Genomic DNA, 26383 nt, shown 5'->3' with positions numbered 1-26383 from the left:
ATTTTAACCCATTCTCATACTACTTAGTATTGATCTTTTGTTGCGGTCATAATAACAAAAGGACGTAAAACCTTCTGTCCGTCTTTACTAATTGTATTTTCGGTTAATATAACGGATTGTATATTTCCGAATCCCGAATTAGTTAGAAATACTTCTACTTCTTCGATCTCATAAAAAGTAAAGCCTGTTTGCGTAAAAGATAGTTTATCACCAAAAGATTTGGTGATAAAACTTATAGCAAGCAGCCCATCCTCATCTAAAATACGGTATATTTCGTCGAAATATTTTTGTGGATTGTTCCAGAAATAAAGGGTATTTGCAGAGAAGCAATAAACGAAAGAAGAGTCTGGTGCAGATAAAGATTCAGATTCGGCAGTATGCTTAAAAGCAACTCTGCCCGATTTTACGAGTGCATCATTATTCTTATTAGCTTCCTCCACCATTGCCTGCGAAATATCAATACCTTCGTATATGAGAGTATTTTCTTTTTCGAACAGATAGGATAAATGCATTCCGTTACCAAATCCGATTTCAAAAACTCTTGTATGTGGACGAATATTCAAGGCTTTTATTGTTTCGAATATCATGTTGCTGTTTGACTGAAACATATTCACTCCTATTTGACGCGCTTCTGCTCCGGCAGGACAACGGAGTTGTTTGGATAAATATATGCTATCGTATTCCATGCTAATTATTATTTTGCGATAAAAATACAAAACGATTAATAGTTCCGAAATAGCATTTGATAATGATATTAATCCCTTATAGTACTTACTTATAGGTATTCGGTAGCAGTCATGCGATATTTTATATTGAGAAGGTAAGCTTTTTATATAATTTCAGAGCCTTTCTCAGCGAAGAAAAAGATATCTCAAATACTTTTTAAATTTGTTCCTGACCAGATAAGTATCGTAATAAAGAGGATATATAAATATTCAACATTTCCTTTATTCTTTCTAATAAAACCAGACCGGATACTCTATATCAAAATCCATTTTATTCTGAAAATAGTTTATAGTTTACCGGATCAACGGCTGTAACATTAAATTAGTCACAATTGCCTGAGGAGGAGTTACTAATATGGTAATGGTTGCTGGTAACGACCTGTAAGCATCGTCTATATAAGGTTCTTCGCCTCCTAATCCTGCTTTTATATCATATTTAACAGTAGCTTCTCCCTGATAATTCAGTGCCGGAGTAAATATCACTTTACTTGTGCCTGGATCATATAGCCAGAGCCCTTCTGTGGTTGCATATGAGTACCCCGGCAGAGGATTGCCACTGTTATCAACAAAGCGGAAAGAAGAAGGATCGAGATAAGAAGAATTGCCGATCTGGTCAGGCTTTATCGGACCGGTAAATCCGATATCGTTTGTAAATGGATATATACTTACCTGCTTATTTAATGGAGTTTCAACTTCGTCATCAGCGGCTATAGCTGCTGATGGCAAGGTAATTTTTAAGTTCTTAATATAGTGATTATCGTAATAAGCACCTGTCGATGCAGCGAAACCTATACGAACATATTCCGGTGCTTTAGAATTCAGCACTTTAGACACACTTCTGGCACTACCATCACTATTACTCAAATCCCCATCTGCCATATTAGAGTAACTGTTTTCGATATAAGTTAATTGAACGGGATATTCAAAATTTTGAATAACAGTTACAAGCTTAGTGCCAACCTGAATTTTGACAGTTACAAGTTTACCTAAAACGGTGTTTGTGTTATTATCCACCCAGGGATAAAGCTCTACAATGGCTTTTCGATAAGCAGTGTTGCTTGTTTGTTCATCATTAAAGCTTGCTCCCCCCCTTAACGAAAAAGCATCACCGGCATTAATACTGGAAGTAAAGCTAGTGTACGCACCAGTATTTACATTAATTTTTCTGTTAAGTGAAGGGGTAAGTGTAGACTGTGAAATCAGGACGGGATATCCGGAATATCCATCTATATTTGCACCTTTATAATTACTGTCTATCGCCCCTTTGGCTCCTCTTAAAGTTACGTTACTATTCCTTAAAACATTACCATCCGACAGACCATTCACCCTGGATTCGCCCTGAAATCTTACGCTTTTAAAGTTTCCATAATTATCGAAGCCAATACCCAAATAACCACCCGTTAAGCCGGGAGCTCTTGCAGTCTTATATATCTCAATAGCCCTGTTGAAGGTATATCCCAAACCAAAACCCTTTGTTCCTATGGTAGGATTATTAACTGATGCATCGAAAAGGAATAAAGAAATGCCATCTGCGTTATTTGTAGCTTCTCCGCCATAGATCATGTATTCAAATTCGATTTTTATACCATTGATTGTCTTAAATTGGAGACTATTTACAAATACTGCTCCAAACTGACTTTGCACCGCATTGGTCAATTTTAGTCCTGCATCTGTAAATACGGCCGAATTAGTACCACTGGATACGGAAGGAATAGATATTGCAAATGGTTGTCCTGTCGATTTAAAGCTTTCCTCATAAGGGAAACTCCCATAGTTCTGCGCATTCATATTTAGAGTAATCAATATTGTGGACAACAGATATGTACCCTTTGCTAACGTAAGGCAGATTATTCTTTTTAGTCTGAAATTCATATCAAGAGACTTATTTTACAACAAAAACGACATTTATATATGTGATACCTGTAGCCGAAGCTTTAGTCTGATAAGTGAGTATACCCGTATCTGTAATACTAATAATATTCAATACCGAATCGTCAAGCCCTGTTATGTAGTAGTCTAACTTATCTGCATCATATACTGGTATATTGGGTTTCGAAAGTGGATTTCTTCTATTAGCCGGTATCGCAGTGAACTGCTTTTGATAAGCATCATACAGGTCAATCGTTTTATTACTGTTATGAGGATCAGAAGTGTCCAGAATAAATGAGGGCATATAAAAAAACCTAGACTCAGGGTCCCTGCCTGTCGGTATTACCCACTTCACACCGTTCCAATAATAAAGTCCTTCTGTAAAACCCTTATTGGAATCTTCGGTTAGATTATAAACCATTAATCCGATATGTTTATTATCCTCCACAGTCTTAGGATAGTCTGTACCTCCATTATTATAGGTATTAGGATCTTTCAGATTATCAAACATGGGGAACAACTTATCCAAATCAACCAGTCTTACACGCGGTAGATTAAAGCCCTTAGTGGCTGTTGTCCCGTTGTCGGAATCCGGATCTGTAAGGTCATATTCTTTCAGGTCTAATAAAGATCCTGTTACCGGAGATTTTCCTGATCCTATAGTCACCTGTGCACGGAGAGCTGTTGTTATCGAAGGCAAAGCTAATAATAGCAAGGTAAGCAAGAGTTGAAGTTGTTGTCTCTTATTAAAGCGGAATTGTTTCATGTTCGCGTTTATTTTATAAGTCTGAGTTTGTTTTATTTTTATTTATCTACAATCTATAATCTTCGCTGTTGTTATTGATTACTTGTGAAGCATATAAGTATTTAATAAAAAAGTTTGTATTAAGGTTGGAATATCTCTTAATAACAGTGTCTTGTATATAGAAAAAAATATGAGGCTTTGTTAAATCTATTATCTCCAAAATTTCGATGCAAAGGTAGAGATGAGTTCAGAATATTATAATAAAAATCTATTTCTGATTCCGTTAATAACAAAACGAATTCCGCATATACAATTCATTCGTTTCGATTTTCGCAACTAAAATCTATAACAAAATGTATTTAGAAATATTAGGCAGCTTATAAAGAGAAAATGACAATTTAATATAAAAAAGAATGAACTATATGAAAAATTACTAAGTTTACATCCTGAAAATAACAAATCAGCCATTCCTGTATATAAAACATTTACACTAGAATATGTATAATATAGATTCTTTATACAGAACTAACTCTTTGATATTTATTATATAAACGCGCATTTATAAAGAGATGAAAATAGATAAAATTAATTCAGAATTTATTGAGGCTATAAAAAACAGACTGGCAATGGGATCTGTGATAGATACATTGTCGGGTATTTTACCTCTAAGCAAAGAGGCTATCTACAGGCGTCTTAGAGGTGAGGTTTTGTTCACTTATTCTGAAGCAGTAATGATTGCTCAAAATCTTCAGATATCATTGGATGAAGTTGGATTAGGAGCTACCGATTATGCTTTATATGGCACAAATACCCCTACGTTTGCTCTTTCAGAAGACGCTTATACAGAAATCCTGAATCATTGGATTGGACATATAGCCCGCTTTCAAAATAAAGAATCTGCTCATTTCTATGTTGCAACGGGTAGTTTACCCGTATCTCTTTTGACATCTTATCCGAATTTGCTTAAATTGAGCTACTATATATCACTCTATGAAAAAGGTGATATATATGATAAGTATGGAAAGTTTTCGGAAACTCTAATTTCTTCGGATCTGTTGAATACATTATCCAATATTACAGCTCTAGTACAGAATATAAATAGTACATATATCCTTTCTAACAATCCTTTTACATACTATTTGGAACAAGTTCAATACCTTCATGAATTGGAATTGCTGGATGAAGACGATATAAGACAAGTAAAGGGAGAACTTTACAGTTTAGCAAACGATTTTAAATCGATTGCCGCTTCCGGAAAATACAAAACAGGTTATCTCGTCGACTTTTATTTAAGTGAAATTCGTGTAGATGCATCTTTCGGACTATTCGAAGATGGTCTGTATAATATAGCCTTTATCAAGATGTTAGGCATGAACTATAGATTGTCCAGAAATATGGAAGTTATAAAAACACATCGAAGGTCATTTGATAATATGAAACATTTTGCGACCTTGATTTCCAAAAGCGGTTCGTCCAGACGAAAACTTTTTTTTGAAGAACAAAAAATAATAATAGATAAGATTGGCTCATAGCATGTAGAATAAATCCGCTTTGGAGTAGATAAGTTTACAAATCGTCCACCATTGTGAAAAATTCGTATTATCAGACTGCAACACTAATCTTGCCGCAGTCTGATAATACGAATATGTTTGTTGTATAAGCCTGTAACGATTATTTAGGACTAATCAATCTTTCTAATTCTTTAAAGAAGCCATATCAATTACGAAGCGATATTTTACCTGCCCTTTCTCCAGCCTATCAAAGGCTGTATTAACATCCTGTACATTGATAAGCTCTATATCGGCTTTGATATTGTGCTTTGCACAGAAGTCCAATACCTCTTGTGTCTCAGCTATACCTCCAATATTGGAACCGGAGAAACTTTTCCTTCCATTTACCACATTAAAGGCACCTATTTCCAGTGGTTCGTTAGGTAATCCTACTATTACTAAAGAACCATCTGTTTTCAGTAAGTTGAGATAAGCATTGACATCATGTTTTGCAGAAACGGTATCCAATATCATATCCTGTTTCGGACATTTATTCATTTGTTCGGCATTGGAAGAAAGAACTACAGCATCTGCCCCCAAACGTTTTGCATCGTCAGCTTTCGATTGCGATGTGGTAAAGACCGTCACATAAGCACCCATTGCCTTGGCAATCTTTATGGCCATATGCCCCAGACCACCTATGCCTATTATTCCGATATTCTTGTCAGGTCCGGCATTCCAGTGCTTCAGCGGGGAATAAACCGTGATGCCGGCACAGAGGATAGGGGCAGCGCTCGGTAAATCTAAGGTATTGGGTACATGTACAACGTAGTTTTCGTCTACAACAATACTTTCAGAAAATCCGCCATAAGTGACTCCACCATGCTTACTGTCGGGTGAATTGAATACAACAGTCCATCCTTTTTCGCAGAATTGCTCTTCTCCTTCATGGCAATGTTCACATTCGCGGCAACTATCTACAATACAGCCGACACCTGCCAAATCTCCGACCTTGAATTTAGTTACGTTATTACCTGTTTTCGTAATCCTGCCAACTATCTCATGCCCGGGGACTATCGGATATATAGTGCTGCCCCAATCGTTATGAATGCTATGTAAATCGGAATGGCAAATACCACAATACAGGATTTCTATTTCTACATCGTTGGACGCAACTTCCCTACGCTCTATATTTAAATCTTTTAAAGGCTCTACAGCAGCCTCTGTTCCAAATGCTTTTACTTGTTTTGTACTCATAGTCTTTATTTTTATATATAACGATACTCAGTATTACTTGGTTTGAGGCAAAAGTAAAAGAAGAACTTTACACTTTTTTTGCTGAAAGGCTCAGATTTATTTGCTGAAAAGCTCAGGTATCCTTTTATCTCTTTGGGGAATATCCAAATTGTTTTTTGAAAGCTGAATAGAAGTGAGACAGGTTTTTGAAACCTACCTCAACATACACGTCACTTACTTTTTTATCCTCATTTTTGAGTTTTTCGTAAGCAACCTGCAGCCTTTTTTGTATAAGCCATTTCTGGGGCGGTACATCACTGATTTTTGTGAAATCCCTTTTAAAGGTTGCCAGGCTACGGCCAGTATAAGATGCTATTTCTTCCATAGAAAGCTCATACATGTAATTTTCGTTCATAAACTCGATAATATCAATCTTCCAGGGTTCGGTAAAGTCGAACAGTACAGGAAAGAATTCCTTACTGGTATTGAGCAGACAATATATTCCTTCCTGCAACTTCAGCTTTGCCACTTCATCGCTGGGTTTGATTTTGGAATCGAAATAAGGAGTGAGCGATTGAAAAAGGCTTGTAATATCGGGCCTGGATTTGATTCTGAATACACTTTCGTGAAGTTCGGATACCGATTTTGGTATTTCGCTTTTATGCAGTTTATTGTAGAATTCGCGAAGCAGGTTACGACGGAAAGTTAGGGAAATCCCCTTATATTGCTCTTTTTCAGTGTGATTTTTATACATCGTGATACGGTGGTCACGACGAATAAAGGCACATTCTCCCGGACGAATAATGGTTTGTTGTCCATTATCATCGATCACATGCTCGCCCGAATAGAGATAAAGCAGCGTATGGTCTTTTGTTGCATGTACACATGTGGTATTGTCGTTGGTATAGCATGACAGAAATATGCCGGAATAATCTAGCGTTTCCACTCTAACTCTCTGTTCCATATCATCTTTTGTTTTTACAAATATAACTATTCTTTTGCTCACAAGCTCAATCTTGTGGATTGATAAAACTATTTTTATTATCCAAAAATAAAGAAGATAAATTAATTTATTTTTGCTGTGAAGCTCAATTATTTTTGCTCACAGGCCCATCGGGGATTATTCTTTTTACATGAACGGTGAAGATAATTAACATTAAAATTTACATTATTATTTAATCCATCAAAGCTCTATTTCATAATCGATATCCATCTGGTTTATAAAATAGATGTCGTGCGATACGAGCAATACTGTTCCTCCAAAATCCCGAACTGTTGCAGTAAGTATCTCGATATTCCGGATATCGATGTTGTTTGTCGGTTCGTCCAGAATAAATATATCGGGTGTATTGGAGGATACCATCAGGCAACTGAGAGCAAGTTTCATTTTTTCACCGCCACTGAGAAGAGCGCACTCTTTATCCCAGGACTGGTAAGGAAAAAGAAAGCGGTTGAGTATTGTTTTTATTTCATGTTCCTGCAATCCTGTACTAAATTGCTGTATTTGTTCATAAACCGTCAGCCCGTTATTGATGATAGAATATTCCTGATCGAGATACACGTGAGTGAAATCGGCCAGTTCCAATACACCCTGCTGAGGTAGCAATTGTCCTGTGATTAGTTTCAATAAAGTAGTCTTACCCGATCCGTTACTACCTCGAAGCAATATTCGCTCACCGCTCTTTATCTGGAAATTTAGTGAATCCTTCCACAAAGGATTATCATTGTAGCTGAAATTTATATCTTTTGCCGAAACCAGTATTTTTCCCGCATGCAGGCCTGATTCACTGAAATCTGTTTTCATCGCTTTCATATCAGGCATAGACTTTCGTATATCGTTGATATTCTCTCTTAAAGATCCCATCTTCTGTTCATGTGTGCCTTTCTGCTTCGCTGTACTGTTTTCTGCTTTATTTCGTAATGTGTTGACCACGATACGGGCTATTCCTTTCTGTTCAACATTTTTTTTATTACGAATATCCCGTTTCTGATTTCGTTCCGCTATTTCCCTTGCTGTTTTACGTACAAGGCGCAGTTCTTTTTCCTGTTCTTCCAGCTTTACCTGCAAAGATAGTACCTCCTGCTCTTTTTGGATTTTATAGAACTCGTAATTTCCGGCATAATAAGTAATTCCATCTTTTCTCAGCTCATAGGTTTCCGGCAATAAGTTCAGAAGAGCCCTGTCGTGGCTGATGATAACCATTGCCTTGCGGGATGAAGTGATGAAATCATATAATTTTCCACGATAGTGATAATCGAGGTGATTTGTTGGTTCATCGAACAGGATAAGCCCCGGCTCATGTATGTCTATACCTGCAAGAAACAACCTTGTTTTTTCACCTCCGCTGAGGCTATCCAAAGATGCTGTAAACGGGATATGTTCCATTCCCCACTGGGATAATGCAGCTTGGGAGCGTTCTTCTATTGTCCAGTCATCATTAAGCAAAGCAAAGTTTTGAGGGGAGGCATCATTATTGAGAATTGCATGCAAAGCTCTTAACTTACTGTCTATTCGCAACGCCTGAGCCACTGTCATCAGGTTATACTGCCCAAAGTGCTGTGGTATATAGTATGGCTCAGACGAACAGATTATTTCGCCCGATGAAGGTATTAAATCTCCTTTCAGCAAATGCATTAAAGTCGATTTGCCAGAGCCGTTATCTCCTATCAGGGCTATTTTCTGCCCTTTAGTTAATGAAAAACTGACACCCTGAAAAAGAACTTCTTTATCAGGATGTGTATATGTTAATTGTTGTACGGAAATACACATGATAGATATAATTTTAAAATATTAAAAACTCGGAACCCCGGATACGGCATAATTGCCGCCCGAACAGAGTGCCAGAAATGATTATCCGTCTTACAGACCGGATAGATGCATTAAATTTGCTTTGCTGATTTAAGAATTACATGTTGGTATAAAAAATGACTGAGAGACAGATATTAAAAATATACTGCATAGTCAATTAAACAATTGAGAAATAAACCTGTGTATGGTAAAAGTTTTTTACATTCTCATCGAAGTGGTTTTATTGTTCGGAGTAAAAGTAGTAAATGTTATCGATACAGGCAATATATTTACAATCTTTTGTATCAACCAATCATATTCTATTGTGAAAACTTTTCGATAAAAGTCTTTTGTTTTAACCAAAATATACTATCTTTGCACTCGCTAAAAGCAAAAAGGATGGTCCCGTAGCTCAGCTGGATAGAGCAACAGCCTTCTAAGCTGTGGGTCAAGCGTTCGAATCGCTTCGGGATCACTTAAAGATCAGCAAATAAGCGACTTATTTCTGATAAAACAAGACAAAACTCTCTAAGATAAATTCTTAGAGAGTTTTTTTATTCTCTCCTTTAGACATAATCAGTCATCAGAATGCCGATATTGAACGGTCATTCGTTATGGAATCGTTACGGATATCAAGAATGACAAAAACCGTAACGATTACAGCGGCTCGTATTTCTGTTGTGGTTATCTTTCCCTCCTGAATCAAAGAGTTTGTAAAGCAACTATAATCCCAAAGCTATAATAAGTATGATTAGGACTATATTTATCGTTACTGTACGCAATCCTATCATACAAGAGACTGTTTCATTCTATATAAATTTGAAGACAGGCAATAAACAGATATAAAAAACAGGATGAGCCTTACAGCAAAAATCATTGAGCCGTTGAGCGAAAATACCTTGGAATAACTATCATAATTTTGCATTATACATAAATGACGACATCCGACTACTATAAATAATAAAAAATAATGATATGAAAAAGAGGATTAAAAATTCAATGATGGCACTAATTATATGTTTTTGCATCACGGGAAATTTATTTGCGGCAAACTCCGACGGAAAAATATATGAAACAAAAAATATTAATACCTGTATAACTATGGATGAAGATCTGAACTTAACTCAAGAGTGGGATAAAGTATTTCCCAAAAGTGACAAAGTGAATCACAGTAAAGTAACATTCCGCAACCGATACGGTATCATGCTCGCTGCCGATATGTATATACCAAAAGATGCTACCGGAAATTTGGCAGCCATCGCTGTAAGTGGCCCGTTTGGGGCAGTAAAAGAACAAGCGTCCGGTCTCTATGCCCAGGCTTTGGCCGAACGCGGATTCCTTACCATTGCCTTCGACCCTTCGTACACCGGCGAGAGCGGTGGCGAACCTCGTTATGTAGCTTCGCCTGACATCAATACGGAAGATTTTTGTGCAGCAGTCGATTTTCTCTCCACTCTCAACAATGTAGATCCTGAACGTATCGGGATTCTTGGTATTTGCGGATGGGGTGGTATGGCTGTCAACGCTGCAGCTATAGACACCCGCATCAAGGCGACTGTAGCCTCGACAATGTATGATATGAGCCGCGTAAATGCCAACGGTTATTTCGATTCGATGGATGCCGACAAACGGTATAAATTGCGTCAACAGCTCAATGCTCAGCGAACAATTGATATCCAAAATGGCACAAACACTCTTGCCGGAGGTGTCATAGACCCGCTGCCGGACGATGCTCCTCAGTTTGTGAAAGATTACTATTCTTACTACAAAACGAATCGAGGTTACCACAAACGTTCACTCAACTCGAACGGTGGTTGGAATATAACGTCGTCTCTTTCTTTCATCAATATGCCTTTGCTATCGTATAGCGACGAAATTCGAAGTGCTGTACTCTTAATTCACGGAGAGAACGCCCATTCCCGCTATTTCAGTGAAGATACTTTCAAAAAATTGAAAGGAGATAACAAAGAGTTGATGATTATTCCCGGAGCAAACCATGTGGATCTGTACGACCGTCCCGAGATTATTCCGTTCGACAAACTAGATTCTTTTTTCTCAGAAAACTTAAAATAATTATAAGATGGATATATTTGAAAGAATGAAACGAGGGGATTTAATCCTTGAAAATGACCCCGAATATCCTAGATTATATGAGGCTCTTCTTAGAGGAATGCGTATCACAGGCTTACTAAATGCGTCCTACCATACTAAAGAACAAACCCGTGATATTATCAGTGAACTAACCGGACAGCAATTGGACGAAACAACATGGATTGTACCACCATTTTATACCGATTTCGGTCAATTTATCCGCTTGGGTAAAAAAGTATTTGTCAATAGTGGATGTATGTTTATGGACAGAGGAGGCATCACTTTGGAAGACGGTGTTTTTATCGGGCCAAATGTAAACATAATTACTGAAAATCATGCTGAAGAGCCCGAATTAAGGCACAATGTCTATACAAAACCTATCCTTATAAAGCTTAATGCCTGGATAGGCGCAGCAGCAATTATATTACCGGGGGTTACGATCGGAGAAAATGCGATCGTTGCCGCTGGAGCTGTCGTAACTAAAGATGTACCTGATAATATGATAGTAGGTGGTAATCCGGCAAGAGAGATAAGAAAAATAAAAACAAACTCCTTATGAAAAAGATAGCTACCGCATTAGTATCTATTATGATGATAACAAATCTTTCAGCATGTAACTCCAATGATACGGGCAATCTGTATACACCGGAGATCAACTATGAAAATACGAGACAAAACGGAGATGAAAATAATAGAAGTATAAAGCTTTTGATTGATTCTGTTGAATTTATAGCTGTCTTAGAAGATAATGAGACGACCAGCACCTTCAAAAAGTTACTTCCAATTACTATAAATATGTCTGAGTTGAATAACAATGAAAAATATTACAATTTGCCAAACCCATTACCTACCAATTCCTCCAATCCAGGAACTATCCGAAACGGAGATTTAATGCTATATGGTTCAAGCACATTGGTATTATTTTACAAAAACTTCTCAACATCATACAGTTACACCCGAATAGGAAGTATTGATAATCCGTCGGGGCTACAAAGTGCACTTGGAGCAAGCGACGTAACTATTACATTTGAGATCCAACGATAAAGCCAAAATATACATATAAGACAGGCTAGATATAGAGCATAATTCTTTTAGCATAAAAAATGGGTAAGTTAGTAGTATAAACTTACCCATTTTTATTATTTGAAAGTATATTTACCTTTATTTAGACATCGAACCTAACATTTTTACCATTGCAGGATCGCGATGATCGAAGAAAAGGCTTTTTACTGTATCCAATGTTTTGATTTGTTCCATATCTTCATTACTCAAATCAAAGCCGAACACATCAAAATTTTCAATCATCCGGTCTTTACGAACCGACTTAGGAATAACAACTACATCCCTTTGGATAAGCCATCGAAGAACGATCTGAGCAACTGATCTATTATATTTCTCTGCAATGGAAGTAAGTATCTCATTAGAAAACATATTATTTAATCCTTCGGCAAATGGCCCCCATGATTCAATCTGCACACCATTTTCTTTCATAAACTTCTGATTGTCTGCTTGCTGGTTGAAAACATGAGTCTCCACCTGATTTACAGCAGGTACAACTTCATTATGGATTATCAAATCCATCAATCTGTCAGGTTGAAAGTTACTAACTCCAATGGCACGAACTTTACCTTCCTTATATAGCTCTTCCATTGCCCGCCATGCTCCATGTACATCATTATATGGCTGATGTATCAAATAAAGGTCGAGATAATCTAATCCAAGTTTTTCCAAAGATTCAGAAAATGCAGCCTTCGCACTTTCATAACCGGCGTCGCTTATCCAAAGTTTGGTCGTAATAAAGAGGTCTTCACGGTGTATACCACTTCTGTTAATTGCCCGGCCAACGGCTTCTTCGTTATAATATGCTGCTGCGGTATCGATGGAACGATATCCTACTTGTAAGGCTTCAGTGACTACACGTTCCGTTTCCTCCGGTTTTACCTGATAAACACCGAATCCTAAAACCGGCATTTCTACTCCATTATTTAATTTTACTGTTTTCATCATTACTCCTTTTATTGTTTATCGTAACTGTTATATTCTTCGTCCGATACCGGCTGCATCCAAACCACAGCACCTTTATGGGATTGCGGACTAATCGCAATATGTTCAAACTCACTATCAGGAGTTGCACCATGCCAATGAACGACATCTGCATGGATCTCTACCACATCGCCTACATTGAGTAACTGGATAGGCTTTCCTTTTTCCTGATAATAACCTTTTCCTTTTGTACAGAGTAGTATCTGTCCACCGGGATGAGAATGCCAATTGTTTCTGACGCCCGGTTCAAAGATTACATTTCCAATTGTCATATCGAATTTCTCTTTGTCTGTTACCAGCATTTGCAACCATGCCGTACCACTGAAATAATCGTTATTTATCTTATCTCCTTTTGGAAATATATAATTGGATTCTTTGTTTATCGATGTTTTCATTTCGTTTTTATTTGTTGAATTATTACATGCTGTGAATAAAAATATAACAACAGCCAATAAGGCAAAACCATTTCTGTTTATTGTTTTCATACTCTTTTTGTTTTTATTATTTAAGGTATTGTTTAAAGAAAGAATTTAGTTTAGGTAATGATATAGCCTGATATTCCTCCCTATCGTACAAATCCACATGTGAAGCTCCCGGTACCACAAACAGCTCTTTAGGTTCAGCAGCTTTGCTATAAGCGTCTTCGCTGAAATAAGCTGATATGGCATGTTCGCCTACGATGAACAATAGTGGTCGTGGGGAGATCGTTTCAATCTGTGCAAAAGGGAAGAAGTTCATCATTGGTGCGAGACTGGTATATGAATAACTTGTAGTTGAATTAGGGTGTCCACCTCTTGATGTACGATAATAGTCAAAAAACTCGCGGGTATTCTCTGTATCATTCGGACCGAGTTGAGTAGGAATAGCTGCAATATCTTTTCTTGCTGCACCTGCAAACTCTTTTGTACGTTGTTCGCCGATTTCATCCAATGTTTTCATACGCTGCTCATAAGTAATAGCATCGCCTAATCCCTGGCGGCGGGCACGTCCCATGTCGTACATACTGATGGTTGCTATCGCTTTTATCCGATGATCTATCTGTGCTGCACTCACCGAATAGCCGCCACCACCACAAATACCAATAACACCGATAGCATCTGCATTTACATTCTTATGATTACTGAGAAAATCCACTGCTGCACTGAAATCTTCTACCCGTGCTTCGGGTGACTCTATATAGCGCGGATAACCGCCACTTTCACCATAATGAGTAGCATCAAAAGCAAGTGTAATATATCCAAGCTCAGCCATTTTTTGTGCGTGTAAGCCGGATGTTTGTTCTTTTACCCCACCAAAAGGATGGCCGACCACGATAGCAGCATACTTCTTGTCTGCATCATAGTTTGGCGGAAAGTACAGGTTGCCTGCTACATTGTTGTAAAACCTGTTATGGAAAGATACTTTCTCTATTTTCACCCCGTTTGCCATTTCCGGAGTTTTATTCTCAGCGTTTAGTCCCCTTTTTTGTAATACATCACTCAATACAAATTTGGCGGCCCCGGCATTCTCTTTGCTCACATTTACCTCAATAATGCCTATCATCTGCCTAAGCTGGACCGGTGTTATTCCTACGTTCAGAGAAAGATTAATATGTGAGTTTAACATCGGCTCCACGCCACCAATCCCCATTAATATCGACACAGTCACCATTTCGCGTTGCGCATAGGTCAATACATCACGCTCAAATATATCGGCAAAGAGATGCTCTTTAAGAAAGGTTTCTATTTCGGGGCTGAAACCGGCGTAACCTGCGGTGGTACGTCCTTCTGATGGTGTAACACCAGATAGTTCAGCGAGGACTTCTTTACCTCTTTCATACTTGTCGCGGGCATCAGTAATAGGCGATGCCTCACGTCCCCAATTGTCATTTATTCCTGCGGCTTTACGTTCGTCCAGTGTGGCCATGAAGGTTTGTAATCCTCTCAGGCTTCTGGGAAATCCGCTATAAGCATACAGGTGTACCAACATTTCTTTTATTTCGTTTACAGTAAGTCCGGCTTCAAGACCGGCAACCAATTCAGGTTTCAACTTTTCCAGTTCTCCTCTGGCTGTAAAAGCAGAGATAGTCACTATTTTTTCTTGCTTTTTGCTTAACATATCATTCTGTGCATTTATATTACCGAATATCCCCAGTAATATGGTAATTATTATATATAATTTTATATTCTTCATATCTGAATTCTTTTATTTTTCTACCTTTATCCGTTTAATAATCTGGTGAAAGAGAGTGAGCCCAGCTTCCACTTACCATCCACAAGCACATATACTTCCGTAACGATAAAAGGATTTACCACTTCATTACCTCCAACAACAGCAGTCAAACGTATCTTATCTAAAATTACAGCCGTATTACCAACAAAACGTACCGATGTTTCCTGTATCTCTGCATGCTTATAATGAATTCCGCCGCTTTTGATAGTGTTCAGTTCCTGCTCTTTGCTCATTACTCCACCCATGTGAACAAAGACTGCTTCCTGATGAAATAGATCGTTCAATGAGTCCACATTTATCTTCGCCATCCATTGCCATTTAGTCTTAGACAGGTTTATAAGTTCTTGCTTCGTTTTCTCTTCACTGGTTATTTGTTGTTGTGCAAAAACTCCCTGAATTCCAAGTATCATACCTAATGCAAGAATTAAAAATTTCACATTGTTGTTTTTTATTATTTTCCTTTCCATATGTATATTGTTATTGATTTGAAATGATACCTATCTCTTTTAACCAATCTGTCACATCGGCATTTTTATTGGTTGTTCCAAAACCTTTCAGATGCTCAGAATCAGGAGTAAGTTCTACTATTTTAGCCAAAGTCTCATCCCTGTAGGTAGCAGCATATGTACAGAATGGGATGATCGTTTTCCCTTTGAAATCATAATTCTCACTTTCTAGAAATGACCAGATAGCCATAGGCGCGGTATGCCACCAAACAGGACAGCCAATAAAAATAGTATCGTATTGATCCAGGTTTTCTACTATGGTTTTCAAATCAGGACGAATTCCTTCGTCACGTTCCACTTTTGCCACTTCGGTACATGGTACATATTCGGATGGATAAGGTTCTACAGTTTCTATTCTGAACAGTGTGCCTCCGGTATGTTTGGCTATATTCTCAGCTACCTGCTGTGTAGTACCTCCCCAACTGAAATAAGCAATAAGAATCTTACGATCTCTTATTTCAGGTGTCTCCTCTATATTATCATTATTACTTGAACATGCCGATACAGGACATATTACTAACATTATTAACAGAGCTAAAACGAAATATCTCATAATTATATTTTTTATTTATCGAGTCCTTTTTCTTTGAGCCAGCCGGAAAGCAAATCGGCTATCTCTATATTATTCAGGTCAGAGAATGGGAAATGAGTATTACCATAAATCCCTATTTCGGGGAGAAGTATGACTGTAACATCACCTCCGTATTTATTTACAACATCCCGCCATTTTCTTGCCATTTCGAGACGGGCACGCCAACCGTCGGCTCCGGGATTGTCGGATGGCTCTTCGGGAATGAAATCACCATAGTAAATGACAACAGGAATTTTAGTCAGTTTCAGAAAGTCCTGCATAGATACACTATTGGCGACTAACGCTCCCGCTGAACTTGGAATGGGTTCCGGCATTTCTTCTTCAGGAAATACAAAGCCGCTGCCCGGCTCATATGATGCTATAGCTTTTACTTTATTGTTATTAATAGCTGTCAGCCAGCCAAAACCACCCGCATGAGAATGAGTAACAAGTATTCCATCGCCTATTTTATTGAAAAGTTCGGTAGTTGCAGAAGTAATTACATCTGTATCGAACCCTCCGATATTAGGTGTGATTTGCCGGAAATACTGGTTAAGCGTTTCTTCACTCTTATCAAACTGCACACCTTCAAAATAATCGGGCCAGATACCTAATCGGAATGTACCAAACCATTCCTGTTCATCAGGTGTGGGTTTTATAGTTGCTTCTACCGTACTACGTCCTGCATTACCCCTTCTTGGCTGATTGATAAGGTATACACTAAAATTTCGTCTGAGAAAAATATTCTGAAAGCCTTCCCTCCCATCTGGTGTAGTTTCCCATGTCTTTGAGAATTGTCCGATACCATGCCAGAACACTAAGGGTAGTTTACGGGCCTTATCGGGTATTTGATAAAAAACATATGCATGGTCACCGTGATAAGTCTGGCCTTCACTGGTTCTGGTATAAGGATTGAATGTCCCCGGATTGGTTAAAACTGAGCCTCCTATGGCAAAACTTCCCTGTTCTTTTATTATCAGCAGCCCGTTCCCTTCATCTTTATAGCGCTGCCTGCAAGCCGAAAACAAGGACAGAATACTCAAAGCCATGAAAGCAATAGTTAAGCTTTTACTTTTTTGATCCATATTTTTCCTATTTAAAAGTTTATAATTTTCATATTACAAACTTACGTTCAATAATCTCTCTTGTAAATAGACAGATTACTGATTCTTCTACCATTATTACTGATTGACATAATGTAGAATATCAACCACATACACAAATTACGGTTTCTTATACCATTATTACTGATTTGATACATGATTAAGTATTTTTCAATTTAAAAGACTTATTTTTGTTTTAAATAAAATCAGAGTTTATGAGTGAGATATTAAATTTTGACACAGTACACGACTATAATACATTTCTTGGAGTTGAAACATTACATCCCTTGATCAATTCTATTGATTTTACCAAAGTAGGAAAGGAATACAGGCATGCGCGTAAAAGATACGGGTTCTACTTCATTTTCCTGAAAGATGTGAAATGTGGCGATTTAATTTATGGGCGTCACACATATGACTATCAGGAAGGAACTCTCGTTTTTATAGCCCCGGGACAGGTGGCAGGCAAAGACGATACTGGTGAAGTGTTCAGGATGAAAGGTTGGGGACTTTGTTTCCACCCGGACTTGCTCCGGGGAACTCCTCTCGCTCAAAAGATGAAAGACTATTCGTTTTTTTCATACGAAGCAAATGAGTCCCTGCATATGTCGGAGCGAGAGAGACAAATTATAGTGAATTGTTTTAAGGAGATAAGAGAGGAATTGAGACACTCTATTGATAAGCATAGTAAATCAATAATCACAGCTAATATTGAAGTTTTCCTTAATCATTGCATGCGCTTCTATGATCGTCAGTTCATTACCCGCGAAAATGTAAATAAAGATGCATTAAGTAATTTCGAAATGTTACTCAACAATTATTTTGAATCCGATAAACCTCAGACGATTGGTCTACCTTCGGTTCAATACTTTGCTGATGAACTTCATTTGTCTGCTAATTATTTTGGCGATCTAATAAAGAAAGAAACAGGTAAATCTGCACAAGAGTATATACAATTGAAAGTTATAGAAGAAGCAAAGGACAAACTATACAATCCTGATAAAACGGTGAATGAAATAGCTTACGAATTAGGGTTTAAGTACCCGCATCATTTTAGTCGTATGTTTAAAAAAATAGTAGGTAGTTCTCCGAGCGATTATCGGTTGGTAAATTAAAATACACCTCAATTAGATAGCCAAGGTTATTCTATAATTATCTTTTTATACGAATACTACGCTTATTTATTATTGATATAGGAACAAACATTTCTTTCAAAGGTATAATCTGTCCCATAATATAAAGATTATTCTTATCAACCAAGATGGATGAGTCAACCATCTTCAAGCTTTTAATATCTATACCGTCCAATGTATAGAGGTCATAAATCAGCTTCTTGCCATCAGTCAAATATGCACTTGGATTCCCAGAATCATCAACAATAACGCCAAGTTTTTTTATATCTACATCATTTCTATCTGAATAATTACCTGTGTAGAAACGATTATCATCAATAATGTAGGAATTTCTTATAGTTTGTAATACACGAACCTCTGACGGATTTGGAAAAGTGTCTATAGGTTTATTCTCATAAACAGAATAAAGTTTATTTCCGTACTGATAATATTCCCTGTTAAGATTTTTAAATTTTGAAGGCACGAATGCGTCTGTTGATTTTGATTCAGTATCATAAAAGATAACCTGAACAGGGATAAAGCCACGGGGAGTTCGAAGCATAGTCTTCCCTTCAACAATGGCTAGAGGTCCATCATAAATGCGAGCATTAACCTTCGGCGGCAGATTGATATATATTGTACTATCATCGCTTAAAGAATAAGTGTTTGCTATATGCATATCTGTAAAATATGGTACTCTATCGAACCTTAGCATCGCCCGGTTCCATACCCATGATTTTATCCCGTCTCCTAAGCCTCCGTCGACAATATGAGTGTTTCGGGCATCAAGATCAGTTTCTATCGGAATAGTATTCTGATGCCATACCAGATAAACCTTTCCATTATATGAAAATCCATATTTATAGAATCTAAGAGGTGTGGCTGGTCTGCGTACTTTATCAATAATACGAACAAGAGATACATTATTATTTATTAGCGGATGGTATGAATGCCAAAATCCATCCTTGTCTGCAAAGACATTTTGTATAATATGCTCTGTCGAAGGAATATCAGCAACCTTTAGCGACTCCGGAAATATTTTATTATTCATTTCCGGATATAAGTATAGCCCATCTTCTTTCTCGAAAAAGTAACTACCCCTATGTTTATACTCCTTAAAGGCAGTGGTTACTCCAGACTGACTATATATGACATCTTTATTTATCCATATAGAGTAATCTCTTTTTAAAGGTATGATTTCGGAAAGATTCCTGTTCCTAGGCTCAATTGATACAGTACTTCCTATAAAGGCCAATTGTATAGTATCATAATCAATGTCCTTTATTTCCACATATGAATGATATGTACCGACAACCCCTCCGGATATCACTTCATAACCTATTTTATTGAATGTATTGGATATTCCCATTCTTCCAATCGTAAAATCAGGCATGAAGCTCCCCAACATAACTTGGGGCTTATCAGAAATCTGAAATATAGAAACCGGTTCGTCTATATCATTTTTTATCTGTTCTTGCAAATAGTCAAAAACTTTAACTGCATATAACGTCGTATCCTCGAAATAGCCTGCAAAAGAAACATGGTCTTTCACTTCATCCATAATCTTTTCCATTATCTTAAACCTGCCGTCAGCTTCTTTTATCAATTCGGCTTTGATATCTCGATATTTTTCAGAAGCTCCATGAACAGACTTATAACGATATGAAAATTGCACATATTGAGCCGATTCAGCATCTTTGATTGATTGAATATCTTCACATGTAACCTCTATCAGATATATATTGGTATTATCCTCCAGATTGGCAAGCAGGAAGCCATCCTCTATATAATATGTTCGCTGTTGAGCTATTAAATTGCTATTCATCAATAGAAGTAATAAAAGTGGAAGATAATATACTTTGATTCTCATATTTTCCGGATTCGATTTATAGATGTTCTGTCCAAACAATTTTCAGAAATTCAGGAGTATAATTTATTTCTACATAAACTTTCACATTAAGGCTGGTAGCTTTGTTTAATTTCCAATAAAAATAGTAAATATTTGATTATTAAACGAATCATATAACAGGTAATTAACTCAAATGCTTCAGGGATCTCTATCGTACGCCCATCCTTTTTCCAGTTAACAGGGCTACATATAAGTATATCGGGACTGAAAAATAGTATATAAATATAAAATTATTCACTATAAGTGAACATAAAAAATGATTATTGGTTGAAAGTTTATTGAGTATTATTATTCACGTACCTTAATTAACTTAATATCCTTATACCAATGAAAACTAAAACACCAGATCTTACATCTGAAATGTATATTAAAGATATTGATGAAATTTCTGTATCTCTTGATGTATGGAATCTGAAAGAAGAACAAGACTTTGAATTTATAGCCAGAGAGAATAAGATCCTACTGGTAATTAATGGTAGTCTGAGATGTTCGCTGCCCGGATATACCGACGAAAGTCTCAGCTCGGGTCAAATGATATTCATATCTATAGGTACGCGTTGCCTGATAAATACCATAGAAGGAGTATCTGTCATATGTCTGAAACCAGGCTTAATCCTAAGCCGCTGTAATCATTCTGACCTCAACCAATCCCAATTATCAGAAAATAAATTGACTATTCTGGAGTTTACCCCGATTATCTCAGCTTATGTCGATTCATTAAGATGGTTCCTTAACATGAACTTTAAGGACCATACTTTATATATTTGCATAAAGACAAGGGAGCTTTTCTACCTGATGTCTATTTGTTATACTCACGGAGAAAGAAGTCTCTTTTTTAAAAATTTAGCCTCACGAGATAAGGATTTTTCCGATTTCATATATCAGAACTACAGAAAGGTAAAATCTATCAATGAACTGGCCGGTTTGTCCTGCTATAGCCGTTCTGGTTTCGAAAAACACTTCCGTAAAACCTTCGGAGTACCGGCATCTCACTGGATTACATTACGCAAGGCTGCAGAAATCTATCATGAAATACGCCGGAGCAGGAAAAGTATAAAACAAATTAGTTTTGATCATGGGTTTTCGTCCCTGTCTCACTTCCATAAATTCTGCAAATCAAAATTCGGTTTAGCCCCCGGATATATACGTAAACAAATAAGAACTGATGAGGATATGATAAAAAAGGAAAAAAAGTAACAAAAAAAGGAAAAAATATATGATATTTCTTAATTATCTAAAATTTATTTTTGTGAATCAGAAACCAGAAGACAACATTTTAAGACTTGTTAATACATAATAATAGAGAGATTTTACCTTCATTTATACTAAGACAAAAAAAATTAATCAGGCAAATTTAACAGAAAAGAATAAAAAATAAGAAAAACATATTCTGCTATGTATGAATACACATAGCTAATAAAGCCCTCTGAATAAAAAAAATAAAGCTTGTGTTAACTCATCCTTAAAGAGAGTATACTATCCGAAAATTTATAAATAAAGACTTTATAATAACATAAGAAGACAATTGTACAAATAACAAATACTCTAAGTCAAATTGATTTTATAAAATCAATAAAACAACTACTCAATAATATCCGATGACCAAAAGAATAATATTTCTCACACTGTTTATCTGTGGGATGTTTTTGCCAGGCAATGGCCAAACTATATCTAAAAAAAACGGATTACCATCTGGCAAGGAGGCAATGCCTCTACTGGGGCTCAAATCCAATCTGATTTATGATCTGACAACAACCTTGAATGTGGGCGTTGAATATCGCTTATCGGAATATCTGAGTTTGGATATATCGTTCAATTACAATCCCTGGACATTCTCAAACAACAGGAAATTCAAGCATGTCCTTATACAGCCGGAGTTACGCTATTGGATTAACGAACCGTTAAACTCTCATTTTATAGGTGCCCACCTTCTTTATAGCCACTACAATGCAGGGAATTTACCTTTCGGAGCATTAAAAGACTACCGTTATCAGGGTGATGCTTACGGTTTTGGCATATCTTATGGCTATCAGTGGATTCTTTCTCCCCGTTGGAATCTAGAGGCAACCCTCGGTATAGGATATGTGTATTTCGATTACACACGATATGAATGTGAAAAATGCGGACGGGAGCTAGGTACCGGAAATAAAAATTATTTGGGCCCAACCAAAGCTGGCCTCTCACTTATTTACATTCTTAAATAATAACATATCAAATAATATTATGAATCGGACAAAATATTATACCATTCTGTTTGTAATCCTTTTACAATTTACGCCTTTATATAATATTGGTCAAAACACTTATCTGAGAAACCTCACAATCAGGGAGATAAACGACAGTTTACAGGTGAGCTACCGGATAAATCCGAACCCGGATTCCATAATCAATAGTCAAGCAATATATATTAGCCCCGTATTAATGATGAGAGACAACCACTACCCTTTAGAACCTGTAATCATTGCCGGGAAGAATAAACAACAAATACTCCGGCGATGGGCCAACAACTATAAAAGAGAATTACCATCCTACATTATTAATCCTGAATTACAAAATGATTCTGCAATATACTTCAATGTACAAATACCCTATCTGCAAAAAGTCGATTCTGCCCGTATACTTGTAAAGCTAGAATCTCTACACTACAGGGGCAAACATACACTTACATCAGATATTACGGTAAGTCCTGTTATTCAGGCAAGTCAGAAAACATATATAATTTCACCCCAAGTTAGCTTTATCACGCCTAAAAAAGAGAATAAGCATCATTGTGTGCAGAAAAGTAATTCTGTATTTTTTAAGATAGGACATTCTGATATACTTCCTACATACAGAAACAACGATACAGGGATATCCGAAATGGAAAGAATATTGCGCGATCTGGTTAATAATAAAAATATTTCTCTGGAAGCAGTATATATACATGGCTATGCTTCTCCGGAAGGTAGATATGGTGTAAATGAAACTTTAGCCCAGAAAAGAGCATTGGCTCTGAAAAATCATATAAGATCAATGTTTAACATTCCGGATAGCTTATTGAAAACAGATACAACCCCAGAAGACTGGACCGGACTGACTGCGCTTATAGAATCTAAAGAATTGATTAACAAGGAAGATATTCTGAATATCATGTCCATAGAAAGAGATGATGAACGTGAGACTGCATTGAAACAACTAGATAGCGGAAAACCATATCATATAATACAAAAGGAGTTGTTTCCACAGCTAAGACGTGTAGAATATCAAATCTGTTATTCTATCAAGGATTATAATGGGGATGAAATCAAAATATTGGAAAAAAGTAATCCTGAAAATTTATCTCATACAGAGCTTTACAATCTGGCTATGAGCTATGGAGAGACCAGCCCCGAATATAATCGATTGTTCACAGAAACTATTCCTTTTTACTTTCCCGACGATACGGCAGCGATCAACAATGCCGCTGCAGTCTTGATTAAAAACAGAGACTTAGATGCTGCGAGACGCCTTTTGGAGCAGGCTGCCTCAAGCAACCTATTGTACAATAACATGGGCATAATCTATATGTTGGAAGGTAATCGGGAAGAAGCAATCCGTTGTTTCGACAAAGCCATTTCCTCTGGTAACGAACAGGCTGTATATAATAAAAGGGAATTACAGCGTAAAAAATAAAAAAGCTTTACTGAGATATTTAAAGGTAAATAATTCATTTATAAGTCAAATCAATCACATTGAATCAATTTAAAAAACCAACAGCGTATGAAAAAAAAATTCAGCTATCTGGCATTATTAGCCATAGTCCTATTACTTGGCTTTAGCGGTTGCTCTAACAGTGAGGATACAGAACCCGTAGATAATGCAAACCCCAAAAGTGTGTTTCTCAAACTTGGCAAGAGTACTGTCACACCTCATTCAGTAAGTACTCCTGTGAGTAATGGAACCGATGTAGTCCTTCAGTCGGGAGATTTATATTTCGTAAATGCGTCAGGTGCCATATTAAAGCATTATACATTAACCTCTTCCACTACAAGTGCTACGAATATTAATATGACAGAAGCTCATAACGGAGCATCAATAACCAATCTGCCCGGAAATACAGAGATGGTCTATGTTATAGGCAATACTTCCGGTCTTCCTACTTCAGGCAACATTTCTACAGTACAAGAAGTTGCATTGCAAGTGGAATCGCAAGATGATATTGAAGACGTAAACCTGTACGGAAGCGGTCTACTGGTAGATCCCGTATCACCAGCTACAGCCTATACCTGTGAGGTTGACCTTAAGCCTACTGTGGCACGTATCGAACTGACGGATATTACTTCCAACGGTGTTATTACAGATTTTAAAGTAGATGGTATTTTCATCGATAATTATTTTTCACAGGCTTTAGTAAAAGGAAGTGTGACCGGTACCGATTTCGTGGAAAACGGAGCCGTGGCGGCAGCATTTAATGATGAAACCAGTGAATATCCGGCCGGACTGAAACCTGCCATCTATGATTTCTACGATCCGGCACTCTCTGCCTCTACAAAAGTGGCTAAGCCTGCAGGTACGGGTACAGTATGGGCATATAATTTATTTGCCTCATCTACAGGAAGTGCAGTTCCTCGTATAATCATACGCCTGAGTGATATCGTAACAAGTGATGGATCTATTTATACTGCTCCGCAGTTTATCACAGTCAAAGGGTTCAAAGCCGTTTCCGGTGGAGCTTCTCTGACAAGTATTGAATCGGGGAAGATATACAAGATTGCAGCAGGAGCATTGACATTCAATGATACCGACCTGTCTCCAATACCAAATTTGAGCCTGATAGATATAGAAGTAACAGTCAATCTGGTTTCCTGGACAGTAGTAGGTGTTACACCTGAACTTTAAATTGATACAGCATTCTTCGGGGAAAACCAATTATACTTTCCCCGAAGGGTCGCTATACAAAATCCGCCAAATACAGAGAACGGATATAAAACCAGATGTATCACAAAGGGATGCGGTTTAGTTAGAATCTAAAGGCTTAACATATGAGAGTGTTCCATTTATTTATCGTATTATTTATCGTTCTGATATTCAGCGGGTGCGTCGATGATAGTTCCGGTGAATGCCCTGTCGATATTGAAAATAATTTTATACTGAAGTTCCGTTATGTAAGCGATGAACCCGAAGAACTTTTTATCGAAAAGATAAAAAGAGTGGATGTATTCGTCTTCAAAGATGACGGACAGTATGTGATGACTCAGAGTGCAGACCTAGCCGCGTTGACCTCTTTTGCTGGAATTACACTGGACCTTGATCCGGGTAGTTACCGGATTGTCTGCTGGGGAAACGCTTCCGAAAAAACATTTATCAGTCCATTAAGTACAAACAGCATGATGAAAGATGCTTTTGTATCTCATACTGCCCTCAGGAGCGGAACTACTGCAACAAATGGCGACACATTGTATTATGCCCTGGATCACACCATATTATCCCCGTCATTAAAAGCTATAACGGTATCCGAGACTGTAATAGAACGGATACTGGATTTTCATAATGCATTCGTAAAAGTACAGGTCTATGTGAAAGGACTTGTAGATAAAAACCCTCAAGGAAACCTACTCCCGCCAATAGTAGAGATGAACGGAGTTACCAGTGGATATAATTTCGAGATGCAAACTTTCGGCAATGCTGTGCGCTATCTTAATACAACTGCTTTTGAATACATATCAGGAGAAACAGTCGCTGCTATAACATTTTATACACCCCGTTTCAAAGATGATAATCCGATAGAAATAAAGATTAAGAAAAGTTCCGACGGCAGCACTCTTACTGCAATCAATCTCAAAGATTTTATGAGAGAGAATAATATAACAGTAGAAGGTATAGAAGAGGCTGTAGTACCTATACTGGTTGAATATAAAGAGGCCTCTGTCGAAATAAGTATTCCCGAATGGGGACAAATACCAGTAGACCCGGAATTATAAAAATATCAGGCTGGAGAATTACGCGTTTTCTTTCCGGTCTGTATA

The 26383-nt window shown here is 37.2% G+C and carries 23 protein-coding genes and 1 tRNA gene; 11 read left to right on the top strand and 13 right to left on the bottom strand.

Going from position 1 to position 26383, the window contains the following annotated elements; all coding sequences use genetic code 11:
* Positions 1–23: 23 nt before the first annotated feature.
* The 3 genes from QZL88_RS19890 to QZL88_RS19880 all read right to left on the bottom strand — a co-directional run bounded on the left by QZL88_RS19890 (position 24) and on the right by QZL88_RS19880 (position 3360).
* Positions 24–686: a class I SAM-dependent methyltransferase gene (locus QZL88_RS19890; RefSeq protein WP_296944435.1), complete on the bottom strand. Its 663-nt coding sequence runs from the start codon at positions 684–686 to the stop codon at positions 24–26.
* A gap of 333 nt (positions 687–1019) precedes the next feature.
* Positions 1020–2597, bottom strand: a complete 1578-nt coding sequence (locus QZL88_RS19885; protein WP_296944433.1) for a hypothetical protein — start codon at positions 2595–2597, stop codon at positions 1020–1022.
* A gap of 10 nt (positions 2598–2607) precedes the next feature.
* A complete protein-coding gene (locus tag QZL88_RS19880; protein ID WP_296944431.1) occupies positions 2608–3360 on the bottom strand; it encodes a hypothetical protein in 753 nt (250 codons plus the stop codon).
* Between the two features lie 548 nt (positions 3361–3908).
* Between QZL88_RS19880 and QZL88_RS19875 the strand changes: the two genes are divergently transcribed.
* Positions 3909–4871 (top strand): hypothetical protein, encoded by a 963-nt coding sequence (locus QZL88_RS19875; protein ID WP_296944428.1) that lies wholly within the window; start codon positions 3909–3911, stop codon positions 4869–4871.
* Positions 4872–5033: 162 nt separating this feature from the next.
* On the opposite strand, the gene QZL88_RS19870 is transcribed toward QZL88_RS19875, so the two are convergent.
* From QZL88_RS19870 to QZL88_RS19860, 3 genes are all read right to left on the bottom strand, one after another.
* A complete protein-coding gene (locus tag QZL88_RS19870; protein WP_296944426.1) occupies positions 5034–6086 on the bottom strand; it encodes an NAD(P)-dependent alcohol dehydrogenase in 1053 nt (350 codons plus the stop codon).
* Positions 6087–6210: 124 nt separating this feature from the next.
* Positions 6211–7029: an AraC family transcriptional regulator gene (locus QZL88_RS19865; protein WP_296944424.1), complete on the bottom strand. Its 819-nt coding sequence runs from the start codon at positions 7027–7029 to the stop codon at positions 6211–6213.
* A gap of 219 nt (positions 7030–7248) precedes the next feature.
* Positions 7249–8835 carry an ABC-F family ATP-binding cassette domain-containing protein gene (locus QZL88_RS19860; protein WP_296944422.1) on the bottom strand — a complete coding sequence of 529 codons (1587 nt, stop codon included), beginning with the start codon at positions 8833–8835 and terminating at the stop codon, positions 7249–7251.
* Positions 8836–9254: 419 nt separating this feature from the next.
* Here QZL88_RS19860 and QZL88_RS19855 point away from each other — a divergent pair.
* The 4 genes from QZL88_RS19855 (at position 9255) to QZL88_RS19840 (ending at position 11988) form a co-directional block, all read left to right on the top strand.
* Positions 9255–9328 (top strand) — tRNA-Arg (locus QZL88_RS19855).
* 500 nt (positions 9329–9828) lie between these two features.
* A complete protein-coding gene (locus QZL88_RS19850) occupies positions 9829–10926 on the top strand; it encodes an alpha/beta hydrolase (RefSeq protein WP_296944420.1) in 1098 nt (365 codons plus the stop codon).
* 7 nt (positions 10927–10933) lie between these two features.
* Positions 10934–11503, top strand: coding sequence for a sugar O-acetyltransferase (locus QZL88_RS19845; protein WP_296944417.1), 570 nt, complete (start codon positions 10934–10936; stop codon positions 11501–11503).
* Positions 11500–11988 carry a cyclophilin-like fold protein gene (locus tag QZL88_RS19840; protein WP_296944415.1) on the top strand — a complete coding sequence of 163 codons (489 nt, stop codon included), beginning with the start codon at positions 11500–11502 and terminating at the stop codon, positions 11986–11988. The genes QZL88_RS19845 and QZL88_RS19840 overlap by 4 nt, the downstream gene beginning before the upstream one ends.
* 117 nt (positions 11989–12105) lie before the next feature.
* Here QZL88_RS19840 and QZL88_RS19835 read toward each other — a convergent pair whose 3' ends face one another.
* Genes QZL88_RS19835 through QZL88_RS19810 form a run of 6 tightly spaced genes read right to left on the bottom strand, consistent with a single transcriptional unit; the run spans position 12106 to position 17360 of the window.
* A complete protein-coding gene (locus tag QZL88_RS19835) occupies positions 12106–12948 on the bottom strand; it encodes an aldo/keto reductase (protein ID WP_296945148.1) in 843 nt (280 codons plus the stop codon).
* A gap of 11 nt (positions 12949–12959) precedes the next feature.
* Complete coding sequence (locus tag QZL88_RS19830; protein WP_296944413.1) at positions 12960–13472, bottom strand: cupin domain-containing protein; 513 nt, start codon at positions 13470–13472, stop codon at positions 12960–12962.
* A gap of 16 nt (positions 13473–13488) precedes the next feature.
* Complete coding sequence (locus QZL88_RS19825) at positions 13489–15159, bottom strand: carboxymuconolactone decarboxylase family protein (RefSeq protein ID WP_296944411.1); 1671 nt, start codon at positions 15157–15159, stop codon at positions 13489–13491.
* Positions 15160–15185: 26 nt separating this feature from the next.
* A complete protein-coding gene (locus QZL88_RS19820) occupies positions 15186–15665 on the bottom strand; it encodes a nuclear transport factor 2 family protein (RefSeq protein ID WP_296944410.1) in 480 nt (159 codons plus the stop codon).
* A gap of 10 nt (positions 15666–15675) precedes the next feature.
* On the bottom strand, positions 15676–16227 hold the full coding sequence (locus tag QZL88_RS19815) for a flavodoxin (protein ID WP_296944409.1): 552 nt from the start codon (positions 16225–16227) through the stop codon (positions 15676–15678).
* Positions 16228–16268: 41 nt separating this feature from the next.
* Positions 16269–17360: an alpha/beta fold hydrolase gene (locus QZL88_RS19810; protein ID WP_296944407.1), complete on the bottom strand. Its 1092-nt coding sequence runs from the start codon at positions 17358–17360 to the stop codon at positions 16269–16271.
* A 233-nt stretch (positions 17361–17593) separates the two neighbouring features.
* Between QZL88_RS19810 and QZL88_RS19805 the strand changes: the two genes are divergently transcribed.
* Positions 17594–18493 (top strand): helix-turn-helix domain-containing protein, encoded by a 900-nt coding sequence (locus QZL88_RS19805; RefSeq protein WP_296944406.1) that lies wholly within the window; start codon positions 17594–17596, stop codon positions 18491–18493.
* Positions 18494–18530: 37 nt separating this feature from the next.
* On the opposite strand, the gene QZL88_RS19800 is transcribed toward QZL88_RS19805, so the two are convergent.
* Positions 18531–20360 (bottom strand): DKNYY domain-containing protein, encoded by a 1830-nt coding sequence (locus QZL88_RS19800; RefSeq protein WP_296944405.1) that lies wholly within the window; start codon positions 20358–20360, stop codon positions 18531–18533.
* Positions 20361–20726: 366 nt separating this feature from the next.
* Between QZL88_RS19800 and QZL88_RS19795 the strand changes: the two genes are divergently transcribed.
* The 5 genes from QZL88_RS19795 (at position 20727) to QZL88_RS19775 (ending at position 26338) form a co-directional block, all read left to right on the top strand.
* Positions 20727–21596: an AraC family transcriptional regulator gene (locus tag QZL88_RS19795; protein ID WP_296944404.1), complete on the top strand. Its 870-nt coding sequence runs from the start codon at positions 20727–20729 to the stop codon at positions 21594–21596.
* Between the two features lie 401 nt (positions 21597–21997).
* Positions 21998–22603 carry a DUF3575 domain-containing protein gene (locus tag QZL88_RS19790; protein ID WP_296944403.1) on the top strand — a complete coding sequence of 202 codons (606 nt, stop codon included), beginning with the start codon at positions 21998–22000 and terminating at the stop codon, positions 22601–22603.
* A gap of 19 nt (positions 22604–22622) precedes the next feature.
* Positions 22623–24050: a tetratricopeptide repeat protein gene (locus QZL88_RS19785; RefSeq protein ID WP_296944401.1), complete on the top strand. Its 1428-nt coding sequence runs from the start codon at positions 22623–22625 to the stop codon at positions 24048–24050.
* Positions 24051–24137: 87 nt separating this feature from the next.
* Positions 24138–25256 carry a hypothetical protein gene (locus QZL88_RS19780; RefSeq protein WP_296944399.1) on the top strand — a complete coding sequence of 373 codons (1119 nt, stop codon included), beginning with the start codon at positions 24138–24140 and terminating at the stop codon, positions 25254–25256.
* 143 nt (positions 25257–25399) lie between these two features.
* The gene (locus QZL88_RS19775; RefSeq protein ID WP_296944397.1) at positions 25400–26338 is read left to right on the top strand and encodes a FimB/Mfa2 family fimbrial subunit; all 939 of its coding nucleotides are present in this window, start codon (positions 25400–25402) and stop codon (positions 26336–26338) included.
* The last annotated feature ends 45 nt before the right edge of the window (positions 26339–26383 follow it).

This window comes from uncultured Dysgonomonas sp., from assembly GCF_900079725.1.
Taxonomy (GTDB): domain Bacteria; phylum Bacteroidota; class Bacteroidia; order Bacteroidales; family Dysgonomonadaceae; genus Dysgonomonas.
Note: the sequence above shows the minus strand (reverse complement) of the source record. Positions and strands in the feature narration are given on the sequence as shown.

Coding starts and splice junctions, on each gene's coding strand:
- QZL88_RS19890 (WP_296944435.1), bottom strand. CDS start 686: ATGGAATACGATAGCATATATTTATCCAAACAACTCCGTTGTCCTGCC.
- QZL88_RS19805 (WP_296944406.1), top strand. CDS start 17,594: ATGAGTGAGATATTAAATTTTGACACAGTACACGACTATAATACATTT.
- QZL88_RS19790 (WP_296944403.1), top strand. CDS start 21,998: ATGACCAAAAGAATAATATTTCTCACACTGTTTATCTGTGGGATGTTT.
- QZL88_RS19810 (WP_296944407.1), bottom strand. CDS start 17,360: ATGGATCAAAAAAGTAAAAGCTTAACTATTGCTTTCATGGCTTTGAGT.
- QZL88_RS19850 (WP_296944420.1), top strand. CDS start 9,829: ATGAAAAAGAGGATTAAAAATTCAATGATGGCACTAATTATATGTTTT.
- QZL88_RS19840 (WP_296944415.1), top strand. CDS start 11,500: ATGAAAAAGATAGCTACCGCATTAGTATCTATTATGATGATAACAAAT.
- QZL88_RS19815 (WP_296944409.1), bottom strand. CDS start 16,227: ATGTTAGTAATATGTCCTGTATCGGCATGTTCAAGTAATAATGATAAT.
- QZL88_RS19835 (WP_296945148.1), bottom strand. CDS start 12,948: ATGAAAACAGTAAAATTAAATAATGGAGTAGAAATGCCGGTTTTAGGA.
- QZL88_RS19795 (WP_296944404.1), top strand. CDS start 20,727: ATGAAAACTAAAACACCAGATCTTACATCTGAAATGTATATTAAAGAT.
- QZL88_RS19865 (WP_296944424.1), bottom strand. CDS start 7,029: ATGGAACAGAGAGTTAGAGTGGAAACGCTAGATTATTCCGGCATATTT.
- QZL88_RS19845 (WP_296944417.1), top strand. CDS start 10,934: ATGGATATATTTGAAAGAATGAAACGAGGGGATTTAATCCTTGAAAAT.
- QZL88_RS19820 (WP_296944410.1), bottom strand. CDS start 15,665: ATGGAAAGGAAAATAATAAAAAACAACAATGTGAAATTTTTAATTCTT.
- QZL88_RS19885 (WP_296944433.1), bottom strand. CDS start 2,597: ATGAATTTCAGACTAAAAAGAATAATCTGCCTTACGTTAGCAAAGGGT.
- QZL88_RS19775 (WP_296944397.1), top strand. CDS start 25,400: ATGAGAGTGTTCCATTTATTTATCGTATTATTTATCGTTCTGATATTC.
- QZL88_RS19800 (WP_296944405.1), bottom strand. CDS start 20,360: ATGAGAATCAAAGTATATTATCTTCCACTTTTATTACTTCTATTGATG.
- QZL88_RS19825 (WP_296944411.1), bottom strand. CDS start 15,159: ATGAAGAATATAAAATTATATATAATAATTACCATATTACTGGGGATA.
- QZL88_RS19785 (WP_296944401.1), top strand. CDS start 22,623: ATGAATCGGACAAAATATTATACCATTCTGTTTGTAATCCTTTTACAA.
- QZL88_RS19860 (WP_296944422.1), bottom strand. CDS start 8,835: ATGTGTATTTCCGTACAACAATTAACATATACACATCCTGATAAAGAA.
- QZL88_RS19870 (WP_296944426.1), bottom strand. CDS start 6,086: ATGAGTACAAAACAAGTAAAAGCATTTGGAACAGAGGCTGCTGTAGAG.
- QZL88_RS19780 (WP_296944399.1), top strand. CDS start 24,138: ATGAAAAAAAAATTCAGCTATCTGGCATTATTAGCCATAGTCCTATTA.
- QZL88_RS19875 (WP_296944428.1), top strand. CDS start 3,909: ATGAAAATAGATAAAATTAATTCAGAATTTATTGAGGCTATAAAAAAC.
- QZL88_RS19880 (WP_296944431.1), bottom strand. CDS start 3,360: ATGAAACAATTCCGCTTTAATAAGAGACAACAACTTCAACTCTTGCTT.
- QZL88_RS19830 (WP_296944413.1), bottom strand. CDS start 13,472: ATGAAAACAATAAACAGAAATGGTTTTGCCTTATTGGCTGTTGTTATA.